Raw genomic sequence first — 23,252 nt, 5'->3', positions numbered from 1 at the left:
CAGGGCTGTCACGGGGTCCAAGGTTAACGGGCGGTGAAAGCCGCCTCGTCGAACGGACCGACCACGGCCAGCGTCATCGGCTGGTCGAGCAGGTCGCGGGCGACCTTGCGGACCTCCTCCTCGGTGACCGCGTCGACCCGGGTGAGCAGTTCGTCGACGCTCATCAGGTCGCCGTAGAGCAGCTCCGACTTGGCGAGCCGGCTCATCCGCGAGCCGGTGTCCTCCAGGCCGAGCACGTAGGAGCCCTTGACCATGCCGCGGCCGCGCGCGACCTCCTCGGCGGTCAGCCCGTCGGCTGCCACCGCGGCCAGTTCGGCCCGGATGAGATCGAGCACCTCCTCGACCTTGCCCGGCGCGCAGCCGGCGTAGACGCCGAAGACACCCGCGTCGGCGTACTGGCTTGCGTACGAGTAGACCGAGTAGGCGAGGCCGCGCTTCTCCCGGATCTCCTGGAACAGACGGCTTGACATGCCGCCGCCGAGCACGTTGTTGAGCACACCCAGGGAGAACCGGCGTTCGTCGGGACGGCCGATGCCGATACCGCCGAGCACCACGTGGGCCTGTTCAGTGTCGCGGTTGCGGACGACCGTGTGCGGCTTCTGGGTCGGCACCCGTTTGCTGCCCCGCCTCGGAGGCGAGGGCGGCGCGGACGGAGCGTCCAGAGCGGTGCCGGCCAGCGCCTTGCGCACCAGGCGTACGACCGCCGCGTGCTCGAGGTTGCCGGCCGCCGCGACCACGATGTTGGGCGGCGTGTAACGCCGCCGGTAGAAACCGTGGATCTGGGTCCGGGTCATCGGGGTGATCGATTCCTCGGTGCCCGAGATCAGCCGGCCCAGCGGGTGATCACCGAAGATCGCCTCGGTGAAGATGTCGTGCACCTCGTCGCCGGGCTCGTCCTCGTGCATGGCGATCTCTTCGAGGATCACGCCGCGCTCGGTCTCGACGTCGGCCGGGTCGAGGATCGAGTCGGCGACCGCGTCGACCATCACGTCGACCGCGAGCGCGAGGTCGTCGTCCAGTACCCGCGCGTAGTAGCAGGTGTATTCCTTCGTGGTGAAGGCGTTGGTCTCGCCGCCGACCGCCTCGATCTCGGCCGAGATCTGCAGGGCGGTGCGTTTGTGGGTGCCCTTGAAGAGCAGGTGTTCGAGGAAGTGCGAGGCGCCGGACATGGCCGGGGTTTCGTCTCTGGAACCGATGCCGACCCAGACGCCGAGCGCGATGCTGCGGGTGGTCGGGATGGCCTCGGTGACGATGCGCAGACCAGTGGGCAGGATCGTGCGCTTCACGCCGTCCTGCAGGGTCCTGGTAGTGCCGCGGGCCGGCCTCTCGGCCGGCCCGCGGGAGGAACTCGTTGTCACAGGTTTCGCTTACTCGCGGCGCTCGCCGCTGTTGCCGCCCCGCTCGCCACCGGAGCGCTGGCGCCGGCGACGCGGCTCACCACCGTCGCCGCGGGGGCCGCGGTCACCGCGGTCCTCGCGAGGCGGACGGCCGCCCTCGGCGGAGGCGGGGGCGGAGGCGGAGGCGGAGGCCGGAGCGGCCGGGGCCTCCTCGCCCTCGGGACGGACCTTGTCGAGGTAGATCTTGCCGCGGCCATCGATGTCTGCGATGGACACCTCGACCTTGTCGCCGACGTTGAGGTAGTCCTCGACCCGCTCGACCCGCTTGCCGTCGCCCACCTTGGAGATGTGCAGCAGGCCGTCGCGGCCCGGGAGCAGCGAGATGAAGGCGCCGAACGCGGCCGTCTTGACGACCGTGCCGAGGAACTTGTCGCCGGCCTTGGGCATCGTCGGGTTGGCGATCGCGTTGATCCGCTCGACCGCGGCCTCGGCTGCCGGGCCGTTGGTCGCGCCGACGTAGATCGTGCCGTCGTCCTCGATCGAGATGTCGGCGCCGGTCTCGTCCTGGATCGCGTTGATCGTCTGGCCCTTGGGGCCGATCACCATGCCGATCTTGTCGACCGGGATCTTGACCGAGGTGACGCGCGGGGCGTACTCGGACATCTCGGCCGGGCTGGCGATCGCGTCGGCCATCACGCCGAGGATCGTCGCGCGGGCGTCGTGCGCCTGCTGCAGAGCGGCCGCCAGCACGTCCGACGGGATGCCGTCGAGCTTCGTGTCGAGCTGCAGCGCGGTGACGAACTCGCTGGTGCCGGCGACCTTGAAGTCCATGTCGCCGAACGCGTCCTCGGCACCCAGGATGTCGGTCAGCGCGATGTACTGCGTCTTGCCGTCGACCTCGTCCGAGATGAGGCCCATCGCGATGCCGGCGACCGGGGCCTTCAGCGGCACACCCGCGCTCAGCAGCGACAGTGTCGATGCGCAGACCGAGCCCATCGACGTCGAGCCGTTCGAGCTCAGCGCCTCGGAGACCTGGCGGATCGCGTACGGGAATTCCTCGCGCGACGGCAGCACCGGCACGAGGGCCCGCTCGGCCAGCGCGCCGTGACCGATCTCACGGCGCTTCGGCGACCCGACCCGGCCGGTCTCACCGGTCGAGTAGGGAGGGAAGTTGTAGTTGTGCATGTAGCGCTTGTGCTTCTCGGGCGCCAGGGTGTCGAGCGCCTGCTCCATGCGCAGCATGTTCAGCGTGGTGACGCCCAGGATCTGGGTCTCGCCCCGCTCGAACAGCGCCGAGCCGTGCACCCGCGGCAGCACGCCGACCTGGGCCGACAGCGGACGGATGTCGCGCGGGCCGCGGCCGTCGATCCGGATCTGCTCGCGCAGCACGCGCTGACGGACCTCGGACTTGGTGACCGAGCGGAACGCCGCGCTGATCTCCTTCTCGCGACCCTCGAAGCGCTCGTCGAGCAGCTCGTGCGACTTGGCCTTGACCAGGTCGAGGGCTTCCTCGCGCTCCTGCTTGGCCGCGATCTTCAGCGCCTCGGCGGTCTCCTCGCGGACGGCCTCGGTGACCGCCGCGTAGACGTCGTCCTGGTAGTCCAGGAAGACCGGGAACTCGGCGACCGGCTTGGCGGCGATGTCCGCCAGCTCGCTCTGCGCACGGCACAGCTCCCGGATGGCCGGCTTGGCGGCCTCGAGGCCGCCTGCGACGACCTCCTCGGTCGGGGCGGGCGCACCGGCCGAGATCAGCTTGATCGCGTCCGGGGTGGCCTCGGCCTCGACCATCATGATCGCGACATCGCCCTCGGCGGTGACGCGGCCGGCGACGACCATGTCGAAGGTGGCCCGCTCGAGCTCCTCGAGGGTGGGGAAGTTGACCCACTGGCCCTCGACGTGCGCGACGCGGGTGGAGCCGACCGGACCGCTGAACGGCAGGCCGGAGAGCTTGGTCGACATCGAGGCGCCGTTCATGGCGACGACGTCGTAGGGGTGCTGCGGGTCGAGCGCGAGCACCGTCTCGACGACCTGGACCTCGTTGCGCAGGCCCTTGGTGAAGGACGGGCGCAGCGGCCGGTCGATGAGGCGGCAGGTGAGGATCGCGTCCTCGCTCGGTCGGCCCTCGCGGCGGAAGAACGAGCCGGGGATGCGGCCCGCGGCGTACATCCGCTCCTCGACGTCGACGGTCAGCGGGAAGAAGTCGAAGTGCTCCTTCGGCGCCTTGCTGGCCGTGGTCGTGGAGAGGACGACGGTCTCGCCCAGCTGGACGACGACCGAGCCGGCGGCCTGCTTGGCCAGCCGGCCGGTTGCGAAAGTAATCTCACGGGTGCCGAACGACCCGTTGTCGATCACAGCGGTGCGGACGATGTTCCCCAAAGCTGAGGTCCCGAGAGCAGTCTGCTCTGTCATGTTGGTGCGGTACTCCTTCATCGAAGGACCCGGTTCTCTTTTGGCCGGTCTTCGATCGAAGCGCCCAGGAGTCTCCGCCTGGGAACCACTACCGAGGACCGGGGTCCGGGTCCATGGGTGGTAAAGCACGGGGGAGTGGCCCGCGGGCCACTCCCCCGTCACGTCATCGGCGCAGGCCGAGCCGCTCGATCAGCGTGCGGTAGCGCGCGATGTCCTTCTTCTGAACGTAGTTGAGCAGTCGGCGGCGGCGGCCGACCAGCAGCAGCAAGCCACGCCGGCTGTGGTGGTCGTGCTTGTGCACCTTGAGGTGCTCGGTCAGGTCGGCGATCCGCTTGGTGAGCATCGCAACCTGGACCTCGGGGGAGCCGGTGTCGCCGTCCTGCGCCTTGTACTCGTCGATGATCTTGGTCTTGGTCTCTTGATCGAGCGCCATGTTCTCCGTGATTCTGTGTTGCCGGCTGTAAAGCCTCCGCACCCGCGGCGTCGGGCAGGCTCGCGGAGGCATGATAAAAGCGGCGTGGTTAACTCCAACGCCGCTTCCACCTTACCAGTGCGTCAACCAAGCAACGCGCGGGTCTCCTCGACGTCCTGCCGGATCTGCGCCACCAGCGGCTCGATGCCGTCATATCGACGCTGCTCACGCAGGTGGGCGACGAAATCGAGGGCGACCCGCTCGCCGTACAGGTCACCGGCGAAGTCGAGCACGTACGCCTCGACCCGCCGCTCCTGCCCGCTGAACGTCGGGTTCGTCCCGATCGAGACGCTGGCCGGCAGCCGTCCGGCGTGCTCGCCGCCCCGGATCAGCCAGGCCGCGTAGACACCGTCGGCCGGGACCGCGGCGTAGCGGTGGACCATCAGGTTGGCGGTCGGGAAGCCGAGCTCGCGGCCGCGCTGGTCACCGCGGACCACGACGCCGCCGACCTGGTGCGGCCGCCCGAGGGCGGCGGCCGCGGCGCGGACGTCACCCGCGTCGACGCAACTGCGGATGTACGTCGAGCTGAACACCAGCCCGTTGTCGGAGACCAGCGGCGCATCTTCCACCTCGAAGCCGAACGACCGGCCCAGCCGCTCGAGTAGCGGCACGTCACCGGCCGCCCGGTGCCCGAACCGGAAGTTGTCGCCGACCACCACGACCGCCGCGTGCAACGCCTCGACCAGCACGTCGTGCACGAACGCGTCCGGGCCGAGCTGGGAGAACGCCGGGGTGAACGGCTGCACGCAGAGCGCGTCGACGCCCAGCTGCTCGATGAGCTCGGCCTTGCGCACCGGCTCGGTCAGCACGGCCGGGTGCGAACCCGGGCGCACGACCTCGGAGGGGTGCGGGTCGAAGGTCATCACCACCGACTGGAGGCCGAGGTCGCGGGCCCGCTTCACGGCGTGCCCGATGATCGCCTGGTGCCCGCGGTGCACACCGTCGAAGACCCCGATCGTGACGACGGACCGGCCCCAACCGCCCGGCACCGACTCATATCCGCGCCAACGCTGCATGGGCACAGCGTATCGGCCTGCCAACCCGACCGAAACGGTACGATTAGCGCCGATATGCCCATTGGTTGGAGTGCCTTAGTCCTGCTCGCGGCGGAGCTGACCTTCGCGGTTCTCTTCCTCCGCGCCCTCGGTGGCTACCTGCGCAAACGCGATCCCATGTGGCGCGACGTCACGCTCGTGTTCCTGCCCTGCACGGCCGTCTTCGGGGTCGACCTGGCCCGGCGGGCCAGCGGCGGCCACCTGTCGCCCTGGGTCGGCATCACGGCCAGTGCGATCCTGCTCACCCAGCCCTACCTCACCGTGCGGCTCGCCGGTCGCCTGCGGCGGGTACCCCGTTCGGTGCACTGGCTGATGATCGGCGCCTACGTGGCGATCGCCGTGCCGATCGTGCTCGCCCCGCGACCGCTCGACCGGCGCGAACTCGTCTCGATGATGGTCGCGTTCTCGCTCAGCGAACTGGTGGCGGCCCTGCTGCTGTGGGACAAGGCGCGCACCCGTACCGGAGCCAACCGGGCCCGGCTGATAACCGCGGCCCTGGCCACCATCGTCTTCGGCGCGATGATCGTGTTCATCGGGCTGGGCGCGATGCCGCACGCCAACCCGTCCCTGCCGACCGTCAGCCGGGTGCTCGCCCTGATCAGCGGGGTCGGCTACCTGGTCGCCTTCGTGCCTCCGCGCTGGCTGCGCCGGATGTTCTCGGCCACCGCGGCACAGGAGATCACCGAGCGGTTGCTGCGGGCCCCGGTCGAATCACCCGAACAGGTCTGGCAGACCTACGCCGACATCATGCGGGTGCAGACCGGCTCCGACGCGGTCGCCGTGCTCATGCCGCGGGCCGACGGGCAACTGGCCCAGGTCGCGTACGCCGGACCGCGGATCGCCCGGCCGGAAGGGCTCAGCGGCGCGGACCTGACCGCGCTCATCCGGGTCGGGCAACCGGCCCGGCTCCGGGAGAGCGCCGCCGAGGTGCTCACACACTTCGGTGACGATATGGGCGACGACTTCGTCACCGTGGTCAGCATGCCGGTGCCGCCCGACGTCGAGGGCGCCGTGCTGCTCTTCCACTCCCACCGCACCCTGTTCAGCGACGACGACCTGCGGCTCTTCGTGGCCCTCGGCGGCCAGGCCGGAGTGCTCGCCGAACGTCAGGCCGTGCTCGACGCCCAGCGCCGGCTGGCCACCGAACTGAGCGTCTCGGTCGACGCGCTCACCCGGGCCAACCAGGCCAAGAGCTCGTTCCTCGCCAACATGAGCCACGAGCTGCGCACCCCGCTCAACGCGATCATCGGATTCAGCGACCTGATGCGCATGGAGGAGCCGGACGGCGACCGGCGCAAGGTGCCGGCCGAATGGGTCGAGCACATCCACACCAGCGGCCGGCATCTGCTCGGCCTGATCAACGACATCCTCGACCTGGCCAAGGTCGAAGCCGGGCGCCTGGAACTGCGCCTCGCCCCGCTGCGGGTCGACACCGCGGTGCAGGAACTGCTCACCGGCCTGAGCCCGCTCTTCACCACCAAAGAGATCACCGTCGACACCACGCTGCTGCCGGCGACCGCGCTGGCCGACCGGGTCCGGTTCCGGCAGATCGTCGAGAACCTGCTCTCCAACGCGATCAAATTCACCCCGCAGGGCGGGACGGTCGCGGTGCTCGTCCAGGCCGCCGAGGACCAGGTGTTCGTCTCGGTGGCGGACACCGGCGTCGGCATCGACGAGGCCGATCAGAGCCGGATCTTCGAGGAGTTCCAACAGGTCGGCGATCCCGACCGGCAGCGTGCGGGGACCGGGCTGGGCCTGGCGCTCACGCGCCGGCTGATCGAGGCTCACGGCGGCGAGATTTCCGTACGCTCGGAGCCCGGCGAAGGCAGCGTTTTCACCGTACGCATGCCCGGCGCCCCCGTGATCCGCTCGATGCCACCGCCCGGGCACAGCGGCAATCAGCCCTACGTGCTGCTGATCGAGGACGACCCGCAGGCCGCCGACCTGATGTGCGCCCAGCTCAACACCGCCGGCTACCGGGTCGACGTGGCCGGCGACGGCGAGACCGGGCTGTCCGCCGCCCGCGCACACGCCCCCGACGCGATCGTGCTCGACGTCGCCCTGCCCGACATCGACGGCTGGGAGGTCATCCGCCGGATCAAGGCGGACGACCGGCTGGCCGGCATCCCGGTCTTCTTCGCCAGCATCATTGACGACCCCGAATCCGGGCTGGCTCTGGGCGCGAACGACTACTTCGTCAAGCCGATCGACCAGGCCAAGCTGCTGCGCGCGCTGGCCGCCGCGATCGCCACCCGGCCCACCCCGCGGGTCCTCGTGGTCGATCACGACGACGCGGTCCGCCAGGCGATCGAGGACGGCCTGCGGGCCGGCGGCGCCGACGTGGTGACCTGCGCCGACGGACGCGAAGGCCTGGCGATGAGCCGCAAGGGCGAGTTCGACCTGATCGTCTGCGACATGCAGTCACCCGAAGTCGACGGTTTCAGCCTCCTGGCCGCCATCGAGCGGGAACCGGCCACCCGGCACACCCCGGTGCTCGGCCTGAGCGCGGCCGCCCTGACCGGCCGCTCCCCCGCCGACGCCGGGCCGCTGGTCGCCACGGCCATGGCCGGCGGCATGGTGGCGGACGCGATGGCCGGCGGGCCGGGATGGGAAAACCTGGCACCTCTGCTCGGCAGCCGACCGGTCCAGCCGGCTCAGGAAGACAATCGGAAGGACGTCCGGTGACGAAGATTCTCCTGGTCGAGGACGAGGAACTGAACCGCACCCTGGTCAAGGCGGTGCTCGCCCGGGCCGAGGTGGCCGCGGTGCGGGAGGCGGCGGTGATCGACGCGCTCAGCCTGGCCTCGGCCCGCGAGAAGCTGGGCACCGAGGACGTCGACCTGGTGCTGCTCGACATGAACCTGCCCGACGGCAACGGCCTGAGCCTGGCCCGCGAACTGGCCTCGGGCGGCATGCCGACCGGCCGTCGCAGGCCGGCCGTGGTCGCGGTGACGGCCAGCGTCCTCCCGTCCGACCGCGCCGCGGCGATCGAGGCCGGCTGCGACGGCTTCCTGGACAAGCCCTACGCCGCCGCCGACCTGGTCGCGACCGTAGCCCGCCACCTGCCGTAGAGGACCTGTCCTAGGCCGGTGCGAGCACGATCTCGGCTCGGGCGCGGCCCGCCTTCTCCGACACGATCGCCAGCAGCTCACCGGACGGGGCGAAAACGGCGTACGGTCCCTCGATGCCGACCGGCGTGAGCGGGCCGCCGTGGCTGAGCACCTTGGCCTCGTCGGCGGAAGCCGACCGCTGGGGGAAGGTCTGCCGCGCCGCCTCGGCCATCGGCAGCGAGATGACCTCCGGCGCCTTCTCCTCGAGTTGCTCCAGCGTGACCGCCTCGGCCAGCGTCATCCCGCCGACCGCGGTGCGCCGCAGCGCGGTCAGATGCCCGCCGACCCCGAGCGTCCCGCCCAGGTCGCGCGCGATCGCGCGGATGTAGGTGCCCGACGAGCAGGTCACCTCGATGTCGACGTCGATGACTTCGCGCCCGTCGGCGGTGACCGTGTGGCGCAGGTCGAGCACGTCGAGCCGGGAGATGGTCACCCGGCGGGACGGGAGTTCGAACTCCTCGCCCTCGCGGACCCGCTTGTACGCCCGCTTGCCGTCGATCTTGATGGCGCTGACCGCGCTCGGCACCTGGTCGATCTCGCCGCGCTGCGCCTCCAGGCAGTCGTGCACCGCGGCGTCGGAAACGCCGCTGACCGGAGTGGTCGCGGTGACCTCGCCCTCGGCGTCGTCGGTGATCGTCGACTCGCCGAGACGGATCGTGGCGGCGTAGCTCTTCTCCGAGCCGATCACGTACGTGAGCAGGCGGGTCGCCCGGTTGACGCCGATGATCAGGACGCCGGTCGCCATCGGGTCGAGGGTGCCGCCGTGCCCGACCCGGCGAGTCTTAGCCAGGCGCCGGATGCGCGCCACGACGTCGTGCGAGGTCATCCCCGCCGGTTTGTCCACCACGATGAGCCCGTCCGCTGTCACCCGCCCCACCCTGCCAGACCGGCTTTACCGGGTGGCGCCCAGGACCGCCCACCGGGCGGATCTCCACCGCCAAACCATGGTCACGAAGCGGATCATGATGAACAGCGTGAGACCCGCCCAGACGCCGCGGATGCCGAGGTCGAGGCCGTAGGCGAGCCAGATCGCGGGCAGGAAGCCGAACATCGCCGAGGCCAGCGTGATGTTGCGCATGTAGCGCACGTCGCCCGCACCGATCAGTACGCCGTCGAGGGCGAAGACCACCCCGGCGAACGGCATCATCCCGATGAACCACGGCCAGATGATCGCGGCCTGCTCGATCACCCCGCGGTCGCCGGTGAACCAGCCCGGCACCACGCCCGCCCCGGCTAGGGCGAGCAGCCCGAACGCCACGCCGGCCACCGCGCCGGCGATGGTCACCCGGCGGGCCACGTCGCGGGCCAGAGCGCCGTCGGACGCGCCGAGCGCCGCCCCGACCAGCGACTGCGCCGCGATGGCGACCGCGTCCAGCACCAGCGAACTGAAGAACCACAACTGGAGGGCGATCTGGTGGGCGCCGACCGAGGCGACGCCGAAGCGGGACGCGACCGCGGTCGCGGAGACGAAGCAGGCCTGGAAGGCGGCACCCCGGATGAACAGGTCGCGGCCGAGCACCAGTTGCCGCCAGATCACCTGCAGGGTGGGCCGCAGTTCGCTGGTCGCGCGCACGAGCGCGACCAGGAACGATCCACCGGAGACGGTCTGTGCGACCACATTGGCGATCGCGGAACCGGTCAGGCCCCAGCCGACCGGATAGACCAGCAGGGGGCAGAGGATCGCGGAGAGCACATTGGCGCCGAGCACGAACAGCAGCGGGCGCCGGGTGTCCTGCACGCCGCGCATCCAGCCGTTGCCGGCCGCCGCGAGCAACAGTCCGGGCGCGCCCAGGGCCGCTATGCGCAGCCAGCCCGCCGCCGCGTGCGCGGTGACGGCGTCGCCCGCCAGGGCCCCGGCGATGGGTCCGGCCAGGACTTGCGCCGCCAGCGCCACGAGTACGCCGGTGCCCAGCGCGAGCCACGACGCCTGAACGCCCTCGGCGATCGCCCCGGCCCGGTCACCGGCCCCGAACCGGCGGGCCGAACGCCCGGTCGTCCCGTACGCCAGGAGCGTCCCCAGCCAGGCGGCGGCCGACATGACGGTCCCGCTAACCGCGACGGCCGCAAGCGGAACGCGGCCGAGGTGGCCGACCACGGCGGTGTCGACGAGCACGTAGAGCGGCTCGGCGGCCAGCACGACGAGCGCCGGAAGGGCGAGCTGAACGATCCGCCGCGCGGTCGCGGGGGTCTGCTGTTCAGCCGGTGGTGCCTCGGCAGACGGGCTCATGGTTACCCATGATGCCCGCCCTGCCGTAAGCAGTGCAACGTGCGCCAGGCCTTACTGGCGCGTGTCCATCGAGGTCTGCAGCGCCCGGCGGGCCTGCTCGCGGGCGTCGTCGCTGGACTGAGGCTTCGGCTTGGCAGCCATGATGTGTTTCCTTCCACACGGTGGGCGTCGGCACGCAACGGCGCGCGCCCCAAGATCGGTCGAGCAGGGCGTCACAGAGGCCTGGTCCGGGATCGCCGGACGTCTGGCGAGGTGACGCGGCCCAGGTGGGTGAACCCGGGCGGCTCGAGGCCTTCGCAGCGGGCGGTGGTCGCGACCCGGACGAAAACCAAATCACCGTTCAGGTCCCCAAACTATCGTTCAGGTCCACGACTTGACGCCTAGTTCCCAGCCACCGGGATAGGAGTTCTGTTTGCTGGCTGAGCTTGCTGGCTCCGCTTCGCTCCGCGGGCGATTGCCTGGGATCCGGCGTCATCGGAGATGTTTTTGGGCTGAGCTTGCTGGCTCCGCTTCGCTCCGCGGGCGATTGCCTGGAACCCGGCGTCATCGGAGATGATTTTGGGCCGCCCGCAAACCCCGCGGGCGGCCCAAAATCAGCTGCGATAACACCGGCGGCAATCGCCGGGTTGTGGCGTTTTGTGAAAAACACGGGCGGCGAACGCCGGAGCGTGGCGGATCGTGATACCGCGACAAACGCCGGATTGTGGTGGTTAGGGGTGAGTTGGCTGAATCAGGCAGGCCTCTAGCTTTTTTCGTACGGCTACTACTACCTCGCCTGGCGTGCCGTGGCCTGTGAAGCCGGCCGCCAGCCGGTGGCCGCCGCCGCCGAAGGCGGTTGCGACCCGGCTCACGTCGACCGCACCCTTGCTGCGCAGGGACACCGCCCACTCGCCCGCCGCGAGCTCCTTCACGATCACGGCCACGTCGGCCTCGGCCACGCTGCGTACCGGGTCGATCAGCGTGTCGAGCACGTACGGCCGTTGGCCGTGCCGTTCGAGATCGGCCAGCGTGGCGTACGTCCAGACCATGCCCCGCCCGCCGGCGGCGGTCGGGTCGAGAGCGGCCCGGCCGAGCACCTCACCGACCAGCTTGATCGCCCCGAAGGGGCGGGTGTCGAAGATGCGCCGGGAGATCGCGCCGGGGCTGATGCCGGTCTCGATCAAGCGCGCGGCCAGCTCGTGTACGGCCGGCGTGGTCATGTCGAACTTGAACGAGCCGGTGTCGGTCGACAGAGCGACGTAGAGACACTCCGCGATCTCGGCGTCGAGGGCGACCCCGAGACGGCTCAGCAGCCCCTCGGCCACCACCGACGTGGCGGCGGCCCGCGGGTCGACCAGGTTGATCCGGCCGAAGCCGGTATTGGACGCGTGATGGTCGAGGGCGACCACGCACGGAGCCGGCGGCAGCAGTTCGACCAGGGCACCGAGGCGCGACTCGGCGGCCACGTCGAACGTCATGACCAGGTCGGCGTCGCGGAAGGCGTGGTCGTCGGGGACCAGCAGGTCGCGGCCGGGCAGCGTCTGGTAGGGCTCGGGCAGCTCGAACGGGCCCGGGAAGGTCGCCCGGAGCCGGGTGAAGCCGAGTCGCCGTAGCCCGAGGGCGAAGCCGAGCATGCTGCCCAGCGCGTCGCCGTCCGGGTTGACGTGACAGATGAGCTGGATCTTGTCGCCGTCGTCACCGGGGGTGAGCCCGCGGACCGCCTCGACGGCCGCGGACCACTCCGTGTCGGTGACGCCCCCCGCTGAGTCGGAGGCTGTCGTCACCCGAGGTCCTCCCGGGCACCCACGCGTTCGGCGTCGGAGTCGGACTCCTCGTCCTCGTCTTCCTCTTCGCTCTTGTAGGGGTCGGGGTCGCCCGCGTAGTGCTTGCCGGCGGCGAGCCGCTGCACCTCTTCGTCACGGTGACGCGCCTCGGCCAGCAGGTCGTCGATCTCCTTGGCGTGGTCGAGCACGTTATCGAGCACGAACGCCAGGCTGGGCGAGTGACGCAGACCGAGCGCGTGCCCGACCCGGGTGCGCAGCATGCCCTTGGCGCTCTCCAGCGCCGCCTGGGTGCCCGCCTGCTCGGTCGTGTCGCCGAGCACGGTGTAGTAGACCGTCGCCTCGCGCAGATCGCCGGTGATCCGGGCGTCCGTGATCGTGACCATGCCGAGCCGGGGGTCCTTGATCTCCCGCACCAGCGATGCCACCAGCTCACGTACGCGCTCAGCGTGCCGACGCGTCTTGGCCGGGTCCGACATATCGCCCACCTCCGACTATGGTCCCAGCGGGGCCGTGACGGGCCCCCGCCCAACGTGCTGAAGCCTACCCAGGTCGCGTTGCGACCGAACGTCCCGGCAGCCCGCACCCATCACTCGTCGTCGCCGTCGCCGTACAGGCGGCGCTTCACCGAGAGCAACTCGACCTCGGGACGGCCGGCCATCTGGTTCTCGCACGTGTCGATCACGGCCCGGGCCTGGGCCGCCTCGGCCGCCACCACGGCGACCCCGAGCAGGGCCCGGCCGTGCAGGTCATGGAATCCGACCTCGGCGGCACTGACCTCGTATTTCTTCAGCATCGCGAGGATCGGGCGGACGTAGGAACGCTTCTGCTTGAGCGACCGCGAGTCGCTGGGCAGCAGCAGGTCGAAGACAGCGGTCTCGGTAAACATCGCCCGGTAGATTACCGCCGCGCGATCACCACGTCGCGCTCAATTCCCTGGTCGACCCGGTGTTCCAGGGGAAGATGCTCGACGATCTCGAGGCCGTTCGCGCGCAGGATGTCCTCGGCCAGCTCACGACGGGCGACCTTGGTGTTCCACGAGAGCCCGAGCGCCGCGCCCGGCCGCAGCAGGGGCAGCCACTGCGGTACGGCGCGCTCGAGCAGATCGAGCGGGCGCCTCGACAGGCCGCCTTCGTCGTAGCTGCCGTGGGCTACGCCGTACGGGAGGTCGGCGACCAGCACGTCGGCGAAGCCACCCCGGATCAGCCCGTCGAGCTGGGTGGTGTCGCCCTGGATGACGGTGACCTTCTGCACCGCGCCCGCTTTGTGGTCGTCCTTGCTGGCCGCCATCGTGACCTCGAGCCGGCGGGCGGCCCGGCGCCCCTGCCGGCGCACCGGCACCAGTTCGGCGGTGTGCTTGAGCCGCTTGCGCTTCAGCCAGGTCTGCAGGAACAGCTTGTACGCCTCGACGTCCTTCCCGTCGATCTCGATCCCGACCGCGTCGTAGCCGTACATCAGGGCCTGGTTGAGCGTGGTGCCGCGGCCGCAGAGCGGGTCGAGGACGGTCAGGTGGCCGTCGAGCATCCGCTCGGCCGCCGAGGAGGCGAGCAGCGTGAGGTTGAGGACGAGCTTGGTGAACTGCTCGTTGGTCTTCCCCACGTACTTCGGGATCGTGATCAGGTCACTGTCGTAGTGCGCCAGCGGCGTCAGCTCGAGCGGCCGCAGCAGCTCACCCTCCCGCTGGAAGAGCGCGTACGCCGACGACAGGTTCGACACGTACGCGATGTCCCGCGCGCTCAGCTCGCCTTCGAACGCCAGGTATTCCACCCCGCCGATCCGGGTGGGCGAGACCTCGGTGATGTCCGCGGAGAGCACCCACGAGAACGCGGCGAGTTCGGCAATCGCCAGCCGGGAGGCCTGATCGGCGTAGACACGGTTGGCGGACGGGGCGAGGAGTAACGCGTACGCGGACATGGCCGCCATTTTGGCAGGCCGGGTGACCCACAACGGAAAGCGGGCCCGGCGCGCAAAGCGCCGGGCCCGTTTCCTGCGAACTTCTTAGGCGCGCGGCTTCTCGCGCATCTCGAAGGTCTCGATCACGTCGCCGACCTGCGGGCTGCCGAAGCCGCTCAGGGTCAGACCACACTCGAAGCCCTCGCGGACCTCGGTGGCGTCGTCCTTGAACCGGCGCAGCGAGCTGATCGTGACGTTCTCCGCCACCACGGTGCCCTCCCGCAGGATGCGGGCCTTGGCGTTGCGGCGGAGGAGACCAGTGCGGACCATACAGCCGGCGATCAGACCGATCTTGGACGAGCGGAAGACCTCGCGGATCTCCGCCGTGCCCAGCTCGACCTCTTCGTACTCCGGCTTGAGCAGGCCCTTGAGCGCGGCCTCGATCTCCTCGATGGCCTGGTAGATCACGCTGTAGTAGCGGATCTCCACGTTCGCCCGGTCGGCCAGCTCCTTGACCTTGTTGGACGCCCGGACGTTGAAGCCGATGATCGTGGCCGTGGCATCCGAGGAAGCCGAGGCCAGGTTCACGTCGCTCTCGGTGATCGCACCGACGCCTCGGTGGATGACCTTGAGCTGGATTTCGTCCGGGATCTCGATCTTGAACAGCGCGTCTTCCAGGGCCTCGACCGAACCGGACGAGTCGCCCTTGATGACCAGGGTGAGCGAGGTCTTCTCGCCCTCCTTGAGCTGCTCCATGAGCGTCTCGAGAGTCGCCTTGGTGCGCGAGTTGGCGAAGCTCGCCGCGCGGCGGCGGGCTTGCCGCTGCTCGGCGATCTGCCGGACCGTACGGTCGTCCTCGCCGGCCAGGAACGTGTCGCCCGCGCCCGGCACCGAGGTGAGACCGAGGACCAGCACCGGACGCGCCGGCAGTGCCTCGGCCACCTGGTTGCCGTTCTCGTCGAGCATGGCGCGGACGCGACCGTGCGCGCCACCCGCCACGATCGAGTCGCCGGCCCGCAGCGTGCCCTTCTGGACCAGCACGGTCGCCACCGCACCACGACCCTTGTCGAGGTGCGACTCGACGACCGCGCCCTGAGCCGCCCCGTCGATCGGAGCGGACAGCTCCAGCGACGCGTCGGCGGTCAGCAGGACGGCCTCGAGCAGGTCGTCGATGCCGATGCCGGGCTTGGCCGCGACGTTGACGAACATCGTGTCGCCGCCGTACTCCTCGGCGAGGAGCCCGTAGTCGGTCAGCTGCTGGCGGACCTTGTCCGGGTTGGCGTCCGGCTTGTCGACCTTGTTGACCGCGACCACGATCGGCACCTCGGCCGCCTTGGCGTGGTTCAACGCCTCGACCGTCTGCGGCATGACGCCGTCGTCGGCCGCGACCACCAGGATCACGATGTCGGTCACCTGGGCACCACGGGCACGCATGGCGGTGAACGCCTCGTGGCCCGGGGTGTCGAGGAACGTGATCGCACGCTCTTCACCCTGGTGAGGGACGACGACCTGGTAGGCACCGATGTGCTGGGTGATGCCACCCGCCTCGCCGGCCACCACGTTGGTCTTGCGGATCGCGTCGAGCAGCTTCGTCTTACCGTGGTCGACGTGACCCATGACGGTCACCACCGGCGGCCGGGTGACCAGCCGGTCCTCGGCGACCGCGGCGTCGAGGTCGATGTTGAACTGCGCGAGCAGCTCACGATCCTCGTCCTCCGGGCTGACGATCTGCACGTCGAAGCCCAGGTGCTCACCCAGCAGAAGCAGGGTGTCATCGGAGCACGACTGCGTGGCCGTCACCATCTCGCCCAGGTTGAACATCTCCTGGACCAGCGAGCCGGGGTTCGCGTTGATCTTGTCAGCGAAGTCGGAGAGCGACGCACCACGCGACAGCCGGATCTCCTGACCCTGGCCGCGCGGAGCGCCCGAACTCATCTGCGGAGCAGACAGGTTGTCGAACTCTTGACGCCGCTGCTTCTTCGACTTGCGGCCACGGGTCGGACGGCCACCCGGACGCCCGAAGGCACCCGCGGCACCGCCGCCACGGCCACGACCGCCGCCACCGGGACGACCCGGGGCACCGGCACCGACCGGACCGCCACCGCCGCCGCCGGGGCCGCCGCGGTAGCCACCGCCACCGCCGGCACCGCCGGGACCACCGCGGTAACCGCCGCCACCGCCGGCGCCCGCACCGGGACCGCCACGGAAGCCGCCGCCACCGCCGGCGCCCCCACCGGGACCGCCACGGAAGCCACCGCCACCGCCGCCACCCGGACCGCCACGACCGCCGCCGGGACCACCGGGACGGCCGGCACCGGGACCAGCCGGACGACCAGGACGCTGCGCCGGCATGGACGCCGGGCTGGGCCGCGGCGGCATCGATGCCGGGCTCGGCCGCGGCGGCATGCCGGGCTGGTTGGGACGAGGCATGGCCGAGGGGTTCGGCCGCGGAGCGCCGCCACCGGAAACCCCGAACGGGTTGTTACCCGGACCGCGCGCGGGCGGCCGCGGGGCGCCACCGGCCGGACCGGGACGCGGGCCACCGGGCGCACCAGACGCCGGCGGACGAGCGGCCGGGGAACCCGGACGAGGCGGAACGGAGCCGGGGCCGGGACGCGGACGCGTGGTCGCGCCGTCGGACGGCGGCTGCTGGGCGCGACGCTCGGCGTCGCGGGTGCGGGCGGCCTGAGCGGCCTTGACCGCGGCCTCCTGCTCGGCCTTCAACGCCGAGGCGCGGGCCTCGGCGGCCGCCACCTCGATGTCGTGGGCACTGGCCGGCTTGGTGACCGGGCCGGGCGTCGGGCCCGGACGGCCGGTCGGCGGCTTGGGCCGCACAAACGGGCCCGGGGACGGCGCCGGCGACGTGGGCGCGCTGGACAGCTCCGAGCTGGACAGCTCGGTGCTGGGCTCGCTTGTGGCCGGAGCGGACGGGCGGCGCGGCGGCTGGGGCCGGGCGCCGGTCGGGTTGGGGCGGGCGGTGGGCGCCGGGGCGCTTGCTCCGGAGGCACTGGGCGCGGACGAGGCGGGCGCCGCCGGAGCGGCCGAACCTGTCTCGAAGGCACCACGGAGCCGCCGGGCCACCGGGGCCTCGACCGTGCTGGATGCGGACTTGACGAACTCGCCCATGTCTTTGAGCTTGGCGAGAACGGTCTTGCTGTCGACCCCGAGCTCTTTGGCGAGCTCGTGAACGCGGGCCTTGCCTGGCACTGCACTCCTCACTTCGAGGTCGTGCGAGCAGCGCCCGCAGACCTCACTCGTGCACTAGAAGCCTGGTCATTTCAGGGACTTCATCGTGTGCTCATCTAGGTCGTCCTACCTTGCTGGTCGTGGCTCGGCCACCAGGGCCGAGTCATCGGTCGTTCCCCACGGCCACAGAGACCGTGCGGATGTGCTCGGCCAGCGGCCCGGTGTCAGGGACCCCGGAAAGTCGCAGCGCGCGCCCGAAAGCACGACGCCGCTCCGCCAGCGCGAAGCAGGCCGGATCAGGATGCAGATGCGCTCCCCGGCCCGGCAATCGGCGGCTCGGATCCGGCTGGAGCCGGAGATCATCTCCGGAACCGGTCGAGACGAACCGAATCAACTCAAAAGCCGCCGCCCGATTGCGACAGCCAATACAGGTACGGGTGAAATTCTCCCCGACCACTGGAAAGTCTACCCCTCGTGCGTCGGTGGCGCGTATCCGGTCAGCTTCCTGCCTCGGCCGCATCGCGATCCGGGGTCTGGGCGGGCTCGTTGTCCGGATGGATGTCGATGCGCCAGCCGGTGAGCCGGGCCGCCAGCCGGGCGTTCTGCCCCTCGCGACCGATCGCCAGCGACAACTGGAAGTCGGGAACGGTCACCCGGGCGGTGCGGGAGGCCGCATCGACGACCTCCACACGCAGGGCTTTTGCCGGCGAGAGCGCGTTGCCGACGAACTGCGCCGGGTCCTCCGAGAAGTCGATGATGTCGATCTTCTCGCCGTGCAGTTCGCTCATGACGGCCCGCACCCGCTGCCCCATCGGGCCGATGCAGGCGCCCTTGGCGTTGACCCCGGGAACGGTCGAACGGACCGCGATCTTCGAACGGTGACCTGCCTCACGCGCGATCGCGGCGATCTCGACCGTGCCGTCGGCGATCTCCGGAACCTCGAGCGCGAACATCCGCTTGACCAGCGCCGGATGCGAGCGCGAGAGGGTGATCTGGGGGCCGCGGAAGCCCTTGGCCACATGCACCACGATCGCCCGCAGCCGGGCGCCGTGCTCGTAGGACTCGCCGGGGACCTGCTCGGACTGGGGCAGGATCGCCTCGATCTTGCCGAGGTCGACGATCACGATGCCCTTCTCGGCCCGGGCGGCATCCGCCTGCACGATGCCGGTGACCAGGTCGCCGTCGCGCCCCGCATATTCCCCGAAGTGCTGCTCGTCGGTCGCCTCACGCAGACGCTGCAGGATCACCTGCTTGGCGGTCATCGCGGCGATCCGGCCGAAGTCGTGCGGGGTGTCGTCCCACTCCCGCACCACGGTGCCGTCCGCGTCCAGTTCCTGGGCCAGCACCGAGGCCACCCCGGTCTTGCGGTCGATCTCGACGCGAGCGTGACCCTCGGCTCCGTCGGTGTGCCGGTAGGCGGTCAGCAGCGCGGTCTCGATGGCCGCGATGATCGTCTCGAACGGGATCTCCCGCTCGCGCTCCAGGGCGCGTAGCGCCGCGAGGTCGATGTTCACTCCTCGCCCTCCCCTTCGTCGTCAACGTCGTCTTCTTCTTCGTCGCCGAAATCGGCCTCGTCCATGCGCTTGAACTCGACCTGCACCTTGCCGGGGCCGAGCTCGTCGAAACGCAGCGCGCGGGGGGTGCCGTCGACGTCGAGAACGATGCCGCTCTCGTCGACGTCGAGCACGCGTCCGGTCAGGCCGTTGACCGCGACCAGTCGGGTGATGTTGCGCCGCCAGTGGCGCGGCAGGGTCAGCGGCCGGTCGACACCCGGCGAGCCGACCTCGAGCTGGTATTCGCCCGGGAGCACCTCGCCCCCGCCCTCCTCGGCCGCGTCGAGCGCGGCCGAGATCTCGCGGGAGACCGCGGCGACGCCGTCGAGGTTGATGCCCCCGTCGGCGTCGACCAGCACCCGGACCACGTAACGGCGGCCGGCCCGCGACAGGCCGACCTCTTCGAGGTCGTAGCCGGCCGCCTCGACGACCGGTTCGATCACGGCCCGCACCCTGGCCTTGGCCGCGGCGAGGTCGATGCGTGGCGCCGCGGGAGCGCGATCGGCCGCCTCTTCCCGCCGGCGGGCGCCGGGACGGCTGCCGGGCCGGGATCCGGCACGGCCACGCTGCGTCATCGAGACTCGACCTCTCCTCGGCTATGTCGATAAACGACGCTGTAGTCGATCAACGACGGTGGGCCGCCGGGCGAAAATGCCCCGCGGCTGACGCAGAGCGTAACGCGCGCGCTGTCGGGACGCGCCGCCGCCGCTCCGAATCGGCGCCATCCGCAGGTCACCACCTATGCCCGATGGTGTTCACTGGCCCGGTGCGGATGAACGCGGTGCGGATGAACCCGGAGCGACCGAGCCGGCGGCGGGTGCTGGGCATGGCGGCTACCGGGCTGGGCAGTGCGGCACTGTCCGGATGCGGACTGTTCGGCAGCAAACCCACCACGTCGTCGACTGAAGGGAACGACGCCTTGCAGCCGCTGCTCGCCGAGGCGGTCGCGCTGGCCGGGGCGTACGACAAGGCGGCCGCCGCCCAGCCCGATCTGGCCGCCCGGCTCAAGCCGCTCGCCGACGACCACCGTGCGCACGCCGCCGCTCTGGCCAAGCTGATCGGCAAGGCGGTGCCCACGGCGGCACCGGCCGCGGTCGGCTCGGGCGACGTGCTGGCCGGGCTGCGGACCGCCGAACAGGCCGCTCAGCGCAACGCGGTCACCGCCTGCAAGCAGGCCCCGGCCGACCGGGCGGCGCTGATCGGCTCGATCGCCGCCTGCCGGGCCACCCACGCCGAGGCGCTGCGATGAGCGCGGGCGACGCCCTGGGTGCGGCCCTCGCGGCCGAGAACGCCGCGATCTATGCGTACGGCGTGCTCGGCGTCCAGCTGGAGAGCGACGACGAGAAGTCCGACGCGCACACCGCCGAGACCGCGCACCGGCAGCGGCGTAACTACGTGGTGACCCGCCTCGACGAGCTCAAGGTGAAGGCACCGGCGACGCCGGCCGGCTACGACCTGCCGTTCCCGGTGACCGACCGCGACTCGGCGCTCAAGCTGGCAATTCACGTCGAGGACGGGGTGGCCCAGGCGTGGCGGCCGGTCCTGCCGGTCACCGGATCGGCCGATCGCACCACCGCGCTGTCGGCGCTGACCGACGCGGCCGTACGCGCCACCAGGTGGCGGCGCCGGGCGTCGGCCGATCCGCTGACCCTGCCATTCCCCGGTCGCGCCGGCTAGGGGGATTTTGTCCGTTTTCGTGCTCAGTGCCGGAGTGCTGACCGGCCGACGTCGATGCACAACAATGGCGGGGTGCGCGAGGAGATCGACGTCACCACGGCCCGGGGCGACCTGGCCGTCCGGCTGTCCGAGCTGATCCAGCGGCGGTGGTCGGCCGACGTGCAGGCGATCGGCGTGCACGGCTCGCTGGCCCACGGCGACGACCAGGACGGCAGCGACGTCAACCTGCTCGTCGTCACCTATCGGGCCGGCTCCGGACCGCGGGCCGCGCTGCGCAAGGTCGACGGCACGCTGGTCGACCTCGAGGTGGCGACCGGCGAGGAAGGACTGCTCCGGGCCCGCCGGCTCACCCCGCGCTGGCCGCTCGACGCCGACCGGTTCGTGACCACGCGGGCGTCCCACGACCCGGGCGGCTGGTTCGGCAAGCAGCGCGACATGCACCTCGCCCGCCTGGCCGAGGCGCGGCCACCCGAGTTCACCGGGCTGGCCCGGCACAACTGGGAGATGGCGTCGGCCGCGCACGGCCGCGCGGTCCGCCTCGCCGAGTGGTACGAGACGGACGCCGCGCTGGTGATGATCGCCGAGGCCCGGCTGCGTGCGGCCCTGGTGGCCGGCTTCCTCACCCGCACCTACTTCCGCAATGCGGCCGACGCGGTCAAGCGCACCGGGGTGGCCGGCGCCGACATCCAGGAGCTGGCGGCGGTGCTGAAGACACAGGCCGAGGAGCTGACCGCCCGCGGCCGCCCGGTCGACGGCGCCCTCAACGCCCTCTTCGACTAGCGCCGGCCGCCGAAAGCCCCGAGCGGCGGCCGCCGAAAGCACCCAGCGCCGGCCGCCGAAAACACCCAGCCGCCGGCCACCCAGCCGCCGGCTCCCGAAAGCACCCAGCCGCCAGCCGCCCAGCCGCCGGCCGCCGAAAACACCCAGCCGCCGGCCACCCAGCCGCCGGCCGCCGAAAGCACCCAGCCGCCGGCCGCGGAAAGCACCTAGGAGACGCCGACGCCGATCAGGGCGCCGATGCCGTAGGTCGCGGCCGCGGCCAGGGCGCCCAGCACGAGCTGCCGGAAGCCGCCGCTCCACCACGGGCGGGCGGTGAAACGGCCCACGATCGCGCCCGCGGTGAACAGGCCGACTCCGCCGATGCCCAGCGCCAGCCACAGGTTGTCGAGGCCGAACAGGTAGGGCAGCAGCGGGAACAGCGCGCCGACGGCGAAGCAGACGAAGGACGACACGGCCGCGGTCCATGGGCTGGGCAGCTCGTCCGGCACCACGCCCAGTTCCTCCTGCGCGTGCACCCGCAGCGCCTGCTCGGGATGCTTCTTGAGCACGTCGGCGACCTGCCGGGCCAGCGCGACCGGCAGCCCGCGGGCCACCCACATCGCGACCAGTTCCTCGGCCTCGCCGTCCGGGTTGACCTTGAGCTCGTGGAGTTCCTTGTCGAGTTCGGCCGCGACCTGCTCGTTCTGGGTGCGGACGCTGGTGTATTCGCCCAGGCCCATCGAGATGGCGCCGGCGACCAGGCCGGCTGCGCCGGTCAGCAGCAGGGCCCGGTGGCCGGCTCCGCCGCCGCCCACCCCGGCGATCAGCGCGATGTTGGTGACCAGGCCGTCCATCGCGCCGAAGGTGGCCGCGCGCAGCCAGCCGCCGCTGACGTCGGCGTGGTGGTGCTCGATGACCGCGGTCACGGAACGGTGAGGATCTCGCATCCGTCCTCGGTCACCACCAGGGTGTGCTCGAACTGCGCGGTCCACTGACGGTCCTTGGTGACCACGGTCCAGCCGTCGGCCCACATGTCCCACTCGTGGGTGCCGAGTGTGATCATCGGCTCGATGGTGAAGGTCATGCCCGGCTCCATGACCACGTCGAGGCGCGGGTTGTCGTAGTGCGGCACGTACAGGCCGGAGTGGAAGGTCTCGCCGATGCCGTGGCCGGTGAATTCGCGGACCACGCCGTAGCCGAACCGCTTCGCGTACGACTCGATGACCCGGCCGATCACGTTGATCGGGCGGCCCGGCGCCACCGCCCTGATGCCCCGCATCATCGCCTCGTGGGTGCGCTCGACCAGCAGCCGGGCCTCCTCGCTGACGTCACCGACCAGGAACGTCGCGTCGGTGTCGCCGTGCACGCCGCCGATGTAGGCGGTGACGTCGACGTTGATGATGTCGCCGTCGTCGATCACCGTGGAGTCGGGGATGCCGTGGCAGATCACCTCGTTGAGCGAGGTGCAGCACGACTTGGGGAAACCCTTGTAGCCCAGCGTCGACGGGTAGGCCCCATGGTCGCAGAGGAACTCGTGCACCACCCGGTCGATCTCGTCGGTCGTCACGCCCGGTTTGCAGTGTTCCCCCGCGAGCTGGGTCGCCTGCGCGGCCAACCGGCTCGCCACCCGCATCTTGTCGATGGTCTCGGTGGTCTGCACGTGCGAACCACGCCACTCTTTCGGGCGCTTCTTTCCGACATATTCAGGACGGACGATGGATGCCGGGACCGCCCGCCAGGGCGACTGTTTACCCGGCACCAGTGGGGCACGAACGGTCATAGCCCCAGCCTATCGCCGAGCCCGCGCGCCGCCG

At 71.0% G+C, this 23,252-nt stretch carries 21 protein-coding genes; 5 read left to right on the top strand and 16 right to left on the bottom strand.

The genetic code is table 11. From position 1 onward, the window contains the following. Positions 1-23 precede the first annotated feature (23 nt). From ACIA5C_RS15415 to ACIA5C_RS15400, 4 genes are all read right to left on the bottom strand, one after another. Positions 24-1,358 carry a M16 family metallopeptidase gene (locus tag ACIA5C_RS15415; RefSeq protein WP_396054838.1) on the bottom strand — a complete coding sequence of 445 codons (1,335 nt, stop codon included), beginning with the start codon at positions 1,356-1,358 and terminating at the stop codon, positions 24-26. Positions 1,359-1,367: 9 nt separating this feature from the next. Further along, the gene (locus ACIA5C_RS15410; RefSeq protein ID WP_396054836.1) at positions 1,368-3,746 is read right to left on the bottom strand and encodes a polyribonucleotide nucleotidyltransferase; all 2,379 of its coding nucleotides are present in this window, start codon (positions 3,744-3,746) and stop codon (positions 1,368-1,370) included. Positions 3,747-3,909: 163 nt separating this feature from the next. Then, entirely contained in the window at positions 3,910-4,179 is a 270-nt protein-coding gene (gene rpsO / locus ACIA5C_RS15405; protein WP_221378653.1) for a 30S ribosomal protein S15, read from the bottom strand. 122 nt (positions 4,180-4,301) lie between these two features. Further along, the gene (locus ACIA5C_RS15400) at positions 4,302-5,234 is read right to left on the bottom strand and encodes a bifunctional riboflavin kinase/FAD synthetase (protein ID WP_396054833.1); all 933 of its coding nucleotides are present in this window, start codon (positions 5,232-5,234) and stop codon (positions 4,302-4,304) included. Positions 5,235-5,288: 54 nt separating this feature from the next. Here ACIA5C_RS15400 and ACIA5C_RS15395 point away from each other — a divergent pair, with 54 nt between their 5' ends. Then, the gene (locus ACIA5C_RS15395; RefSeq protein ID WP_396054831.1) at positions 5,289-7,958 is read left to right on the top strand and encodes a response regulator; all 2,670 of its coding nucleotides are present in this window, start codon (positions 5,289-5,291) and stop codon (positions 7,956-7,958) included. Beyond that, a complete protein-coding gene (locus ACIA5C_RS15390; RefSeq protein WP_396054829.1) occupies positions 7,955-8,344 on the top strand; it encodes a response regulator in 390 nt (129 codons plus the stop codon). The genes ACIA5C_RS15395 and ACIA5C_RS15390 overlap by 4 nt, the downstream gene beginning before the upstream one ends. Positions 8,345-8,354: 10 nt before the next feature. On the opposite strand, the gene truB is transcribed toward ACIA5C_RS15390, so the two are convergent. From truB to rimP, 10 genes are all read right to left on the bottom strand, one after another. Further along, the gene (truB, locus tag ACIA5C_RS15385; RefSeq protein ID WP_396054827.1) at positions 8,355-9,251 is read right to left on the bottom strand and encodes a tRNA pseudouridine(55) synthase TruB; all 897 of its coding nucleotides are present in this window, start codon (positions 9,249-9,251) and stop codon (positions 8,355-8,357) included. A 24-nt stretch (positions 9,252-9,275) separates the two neighbouring features. Then, complete coding sequence (locus ACIA5C_RS15380; protein ID WP_396054825.1) at positions 9,276-10,610, bottom strand: MATE family efflux transporter; 1,335 nt, start codon at positions 10,608-10,610, stop codon at positions 9,276-9,278. Positions 10,611-11,320: 710 nt separating this feature from the next. Beyond that, a complete protein-coding gene (locus ACIA5C_RS15375) occupies positions 11,321-12,373 on the bottom strand; it encodes a bifunctional oligoribonuclease/PAP phosphatase NrnA (protein WP_396054823.1) in 1,053 nt (350 codons plus the stop codon). Then, positions 12,370-12,849 (bottom strand): 30S ribosome-binding factor RbfA, encoded by a 480-nt coding sequence (gene rbfA / locus ACIA5C_RS15370; RefSeq protein ID WP_396054821.1) that lies wholly within the window; start codon positions 12,847-12,849, stop codon positions 12,370-12,372. The genes ACIA5C_RS15375 and rbfA overlap by 4 nt, the downstream gene beginning before the upstream one ends. Positions 12,850-12,959: 110 nt before the next feature. Further along, a complete protein-coding gene (locus ACIA5C_RS15365) occupies positions 12,960-13,259 on the bottom strand; it encodes a DUF503 domain-containing protein (RefSeq protein ID WP_396054819.1) in 300 nt (99 codons plus the stop codon). 11 nt (positions 13,260-13,270) lie between these two features. Then, on the bottom strand, positions 13,271-14,284 hold the full coding sequence (locus tag ACIA5C_RS15360; protein WP_396054817.1) for a TRM11 family SAM-dependent methyltransferase: 1,014 nt from the start codon (positions 14,282-14,284) through the stop codon (positions 13,271-13,273). Between the two features lie 84 nt (positions 14,285-14,368). Continuing rightward, positions 14,369-17,470, bottom strand: coding sequence for a translation initiation factor IF-2 (gene infB, locus ACIA5C_RS15355; protein ID WP_396054815.1), 3,102 nt, complete (start codon positions 17,468-17,470; stop codon positions 14,369-14,371). A gap of 142 nt (positions 17,471-17,612) precedes the next feature. Then, entirely contained in the window at positions 17,613-17,969 is a 357-nt protein-coding gene (locus ACIA5C_RS15350; protein ID WP_396054813.1) for a YlxR family protein, read from the bottom strand. Beyond that, on the bottom strand, positions 17,947-18,963 hold the full coding sequence (nusA, locus tag ACIA5C_RS15345) for a transcription termination factor NusA (RefSeq protein WP_396054811.1): 1,017 nt from the start codon (positions 18,961-18,963) through the stop codon (positions 17,947-17,949). The genes ACIA5C_RS15350 and nusA overlap by 23 nt, the downstream gene beginning before the upstream one ends. Further along, positions 18,960-19,577 carry a ribosome maturation factor RimP gene (gene rimP / locus ACIA5C_RS15340; RefSeq protein WP_396054809.1) on the bottom strand — a complete coding sequence of 206 codons (618 nt, stop codon included), beginning with the start codon at positions 19,575-19,577 and terminating at the stop codon, positions 18,960-18,962. The genes nusA and rimP overlap by 4 nt, the downstream gene beginning before the upstream one ends. A gap of 173 nt (positions 19,578-19,750) precedes the next feature. On the opposite strand from rimP, the gene ACIA5C_RS15335 reads away from it, so the two are divergent. From ACIA5C_RS15335 to ACIA5C_RS15325, 3 genes are all read left to right on the top strand, one after another. Further along, positions 19,751-20,251 carry a hypothetical protein gene (locus tag ACIA5C_RS15335; protein ID WP_396054807.1) on the top strand — a complete coding sequence of 167 codons (501 nt, stop codon included), beginning with the start codon at positions 19,751-19,753 and terminating at the stop codon, positions 20,249-20,251. After that, positions 20,248-20,679, top strand: a complete 432-nt coding sequence (locus ACIA5C_RS15330; RefSeq protein WP_396054805.1) for a ferritin-like domain-containing protein — start codon at positions 20,248-20,250, stop codon at positions 20,677-20,679. The genes ACIA5C_RS15335 and ACIA5C_RS15330 overlap by 4 nt, the downstream gene beginning before the upstream one ends. Positions 20,680-20,751: 72 nt before the next feature. Then, positions 20,752-21,459 (top strand): nucleotidyltransferase domain-containing protein, encoded by a 708-nt coding sequence (locus tag ACIA5C_RS15325; protein WP_396054803.1) that lies wholly within the window; start codon positions 20,752-20,754, stop codon positions 21,457-21,459. A gap of 206 nt (positions 21,460-21,665) precedes the next feature. Here ACIA5C_RS15325 and ACIA5C_RS15320 read toward each other — a convergent pair whose 3' ends face one another. Together ACIA5C_RS15320 and map are read right to left on the bottom strand one after the other, a co-directional pair. Next, positions 21,666-22,364 carry a VIT1/CCC1 transporter family protein gene (locus ACIA5C_RS15320; protein ID WP_396054801.1) on the bottom strand — a complete coding sequence of 233 codons (699 nt, stop codon included), beginning with the start codon at positions 22,362-22,364 and terminating at the stop codon, positions 21,666-21,668. Further along, entirely contained in the window at positions 22,361-23,218 is an 858-nt protein-coding gene (gene map, locus ACIA5C_RS15315; protein ID WP_396054799.1) for a type I methionyl aminopeptidase, read from the bottom strand. Before map ends, ACIA5C_RS15320 begins: the two co-directional genes overlap by 4 nt. Between the last annotated feature and the right edge of the window lie 34 nt (positions 23,219-23,252).

The organism is Actinoplanes sp. NPDC051343 (genome assembly GCF_044455125.1).
In the GTDB taxonomy this organism is placed as follows: domain Bacteria; phylum Actinomycetota; class Actinomycetes; order Mycobacteriales; family Micromonosporaceae; genus Actinoplanes.
The sequence above is the reverse complement of the archived record's forward strand: the minus strand, read 5'-3'. Positions and strand labels throughout refer to the sequence as shown.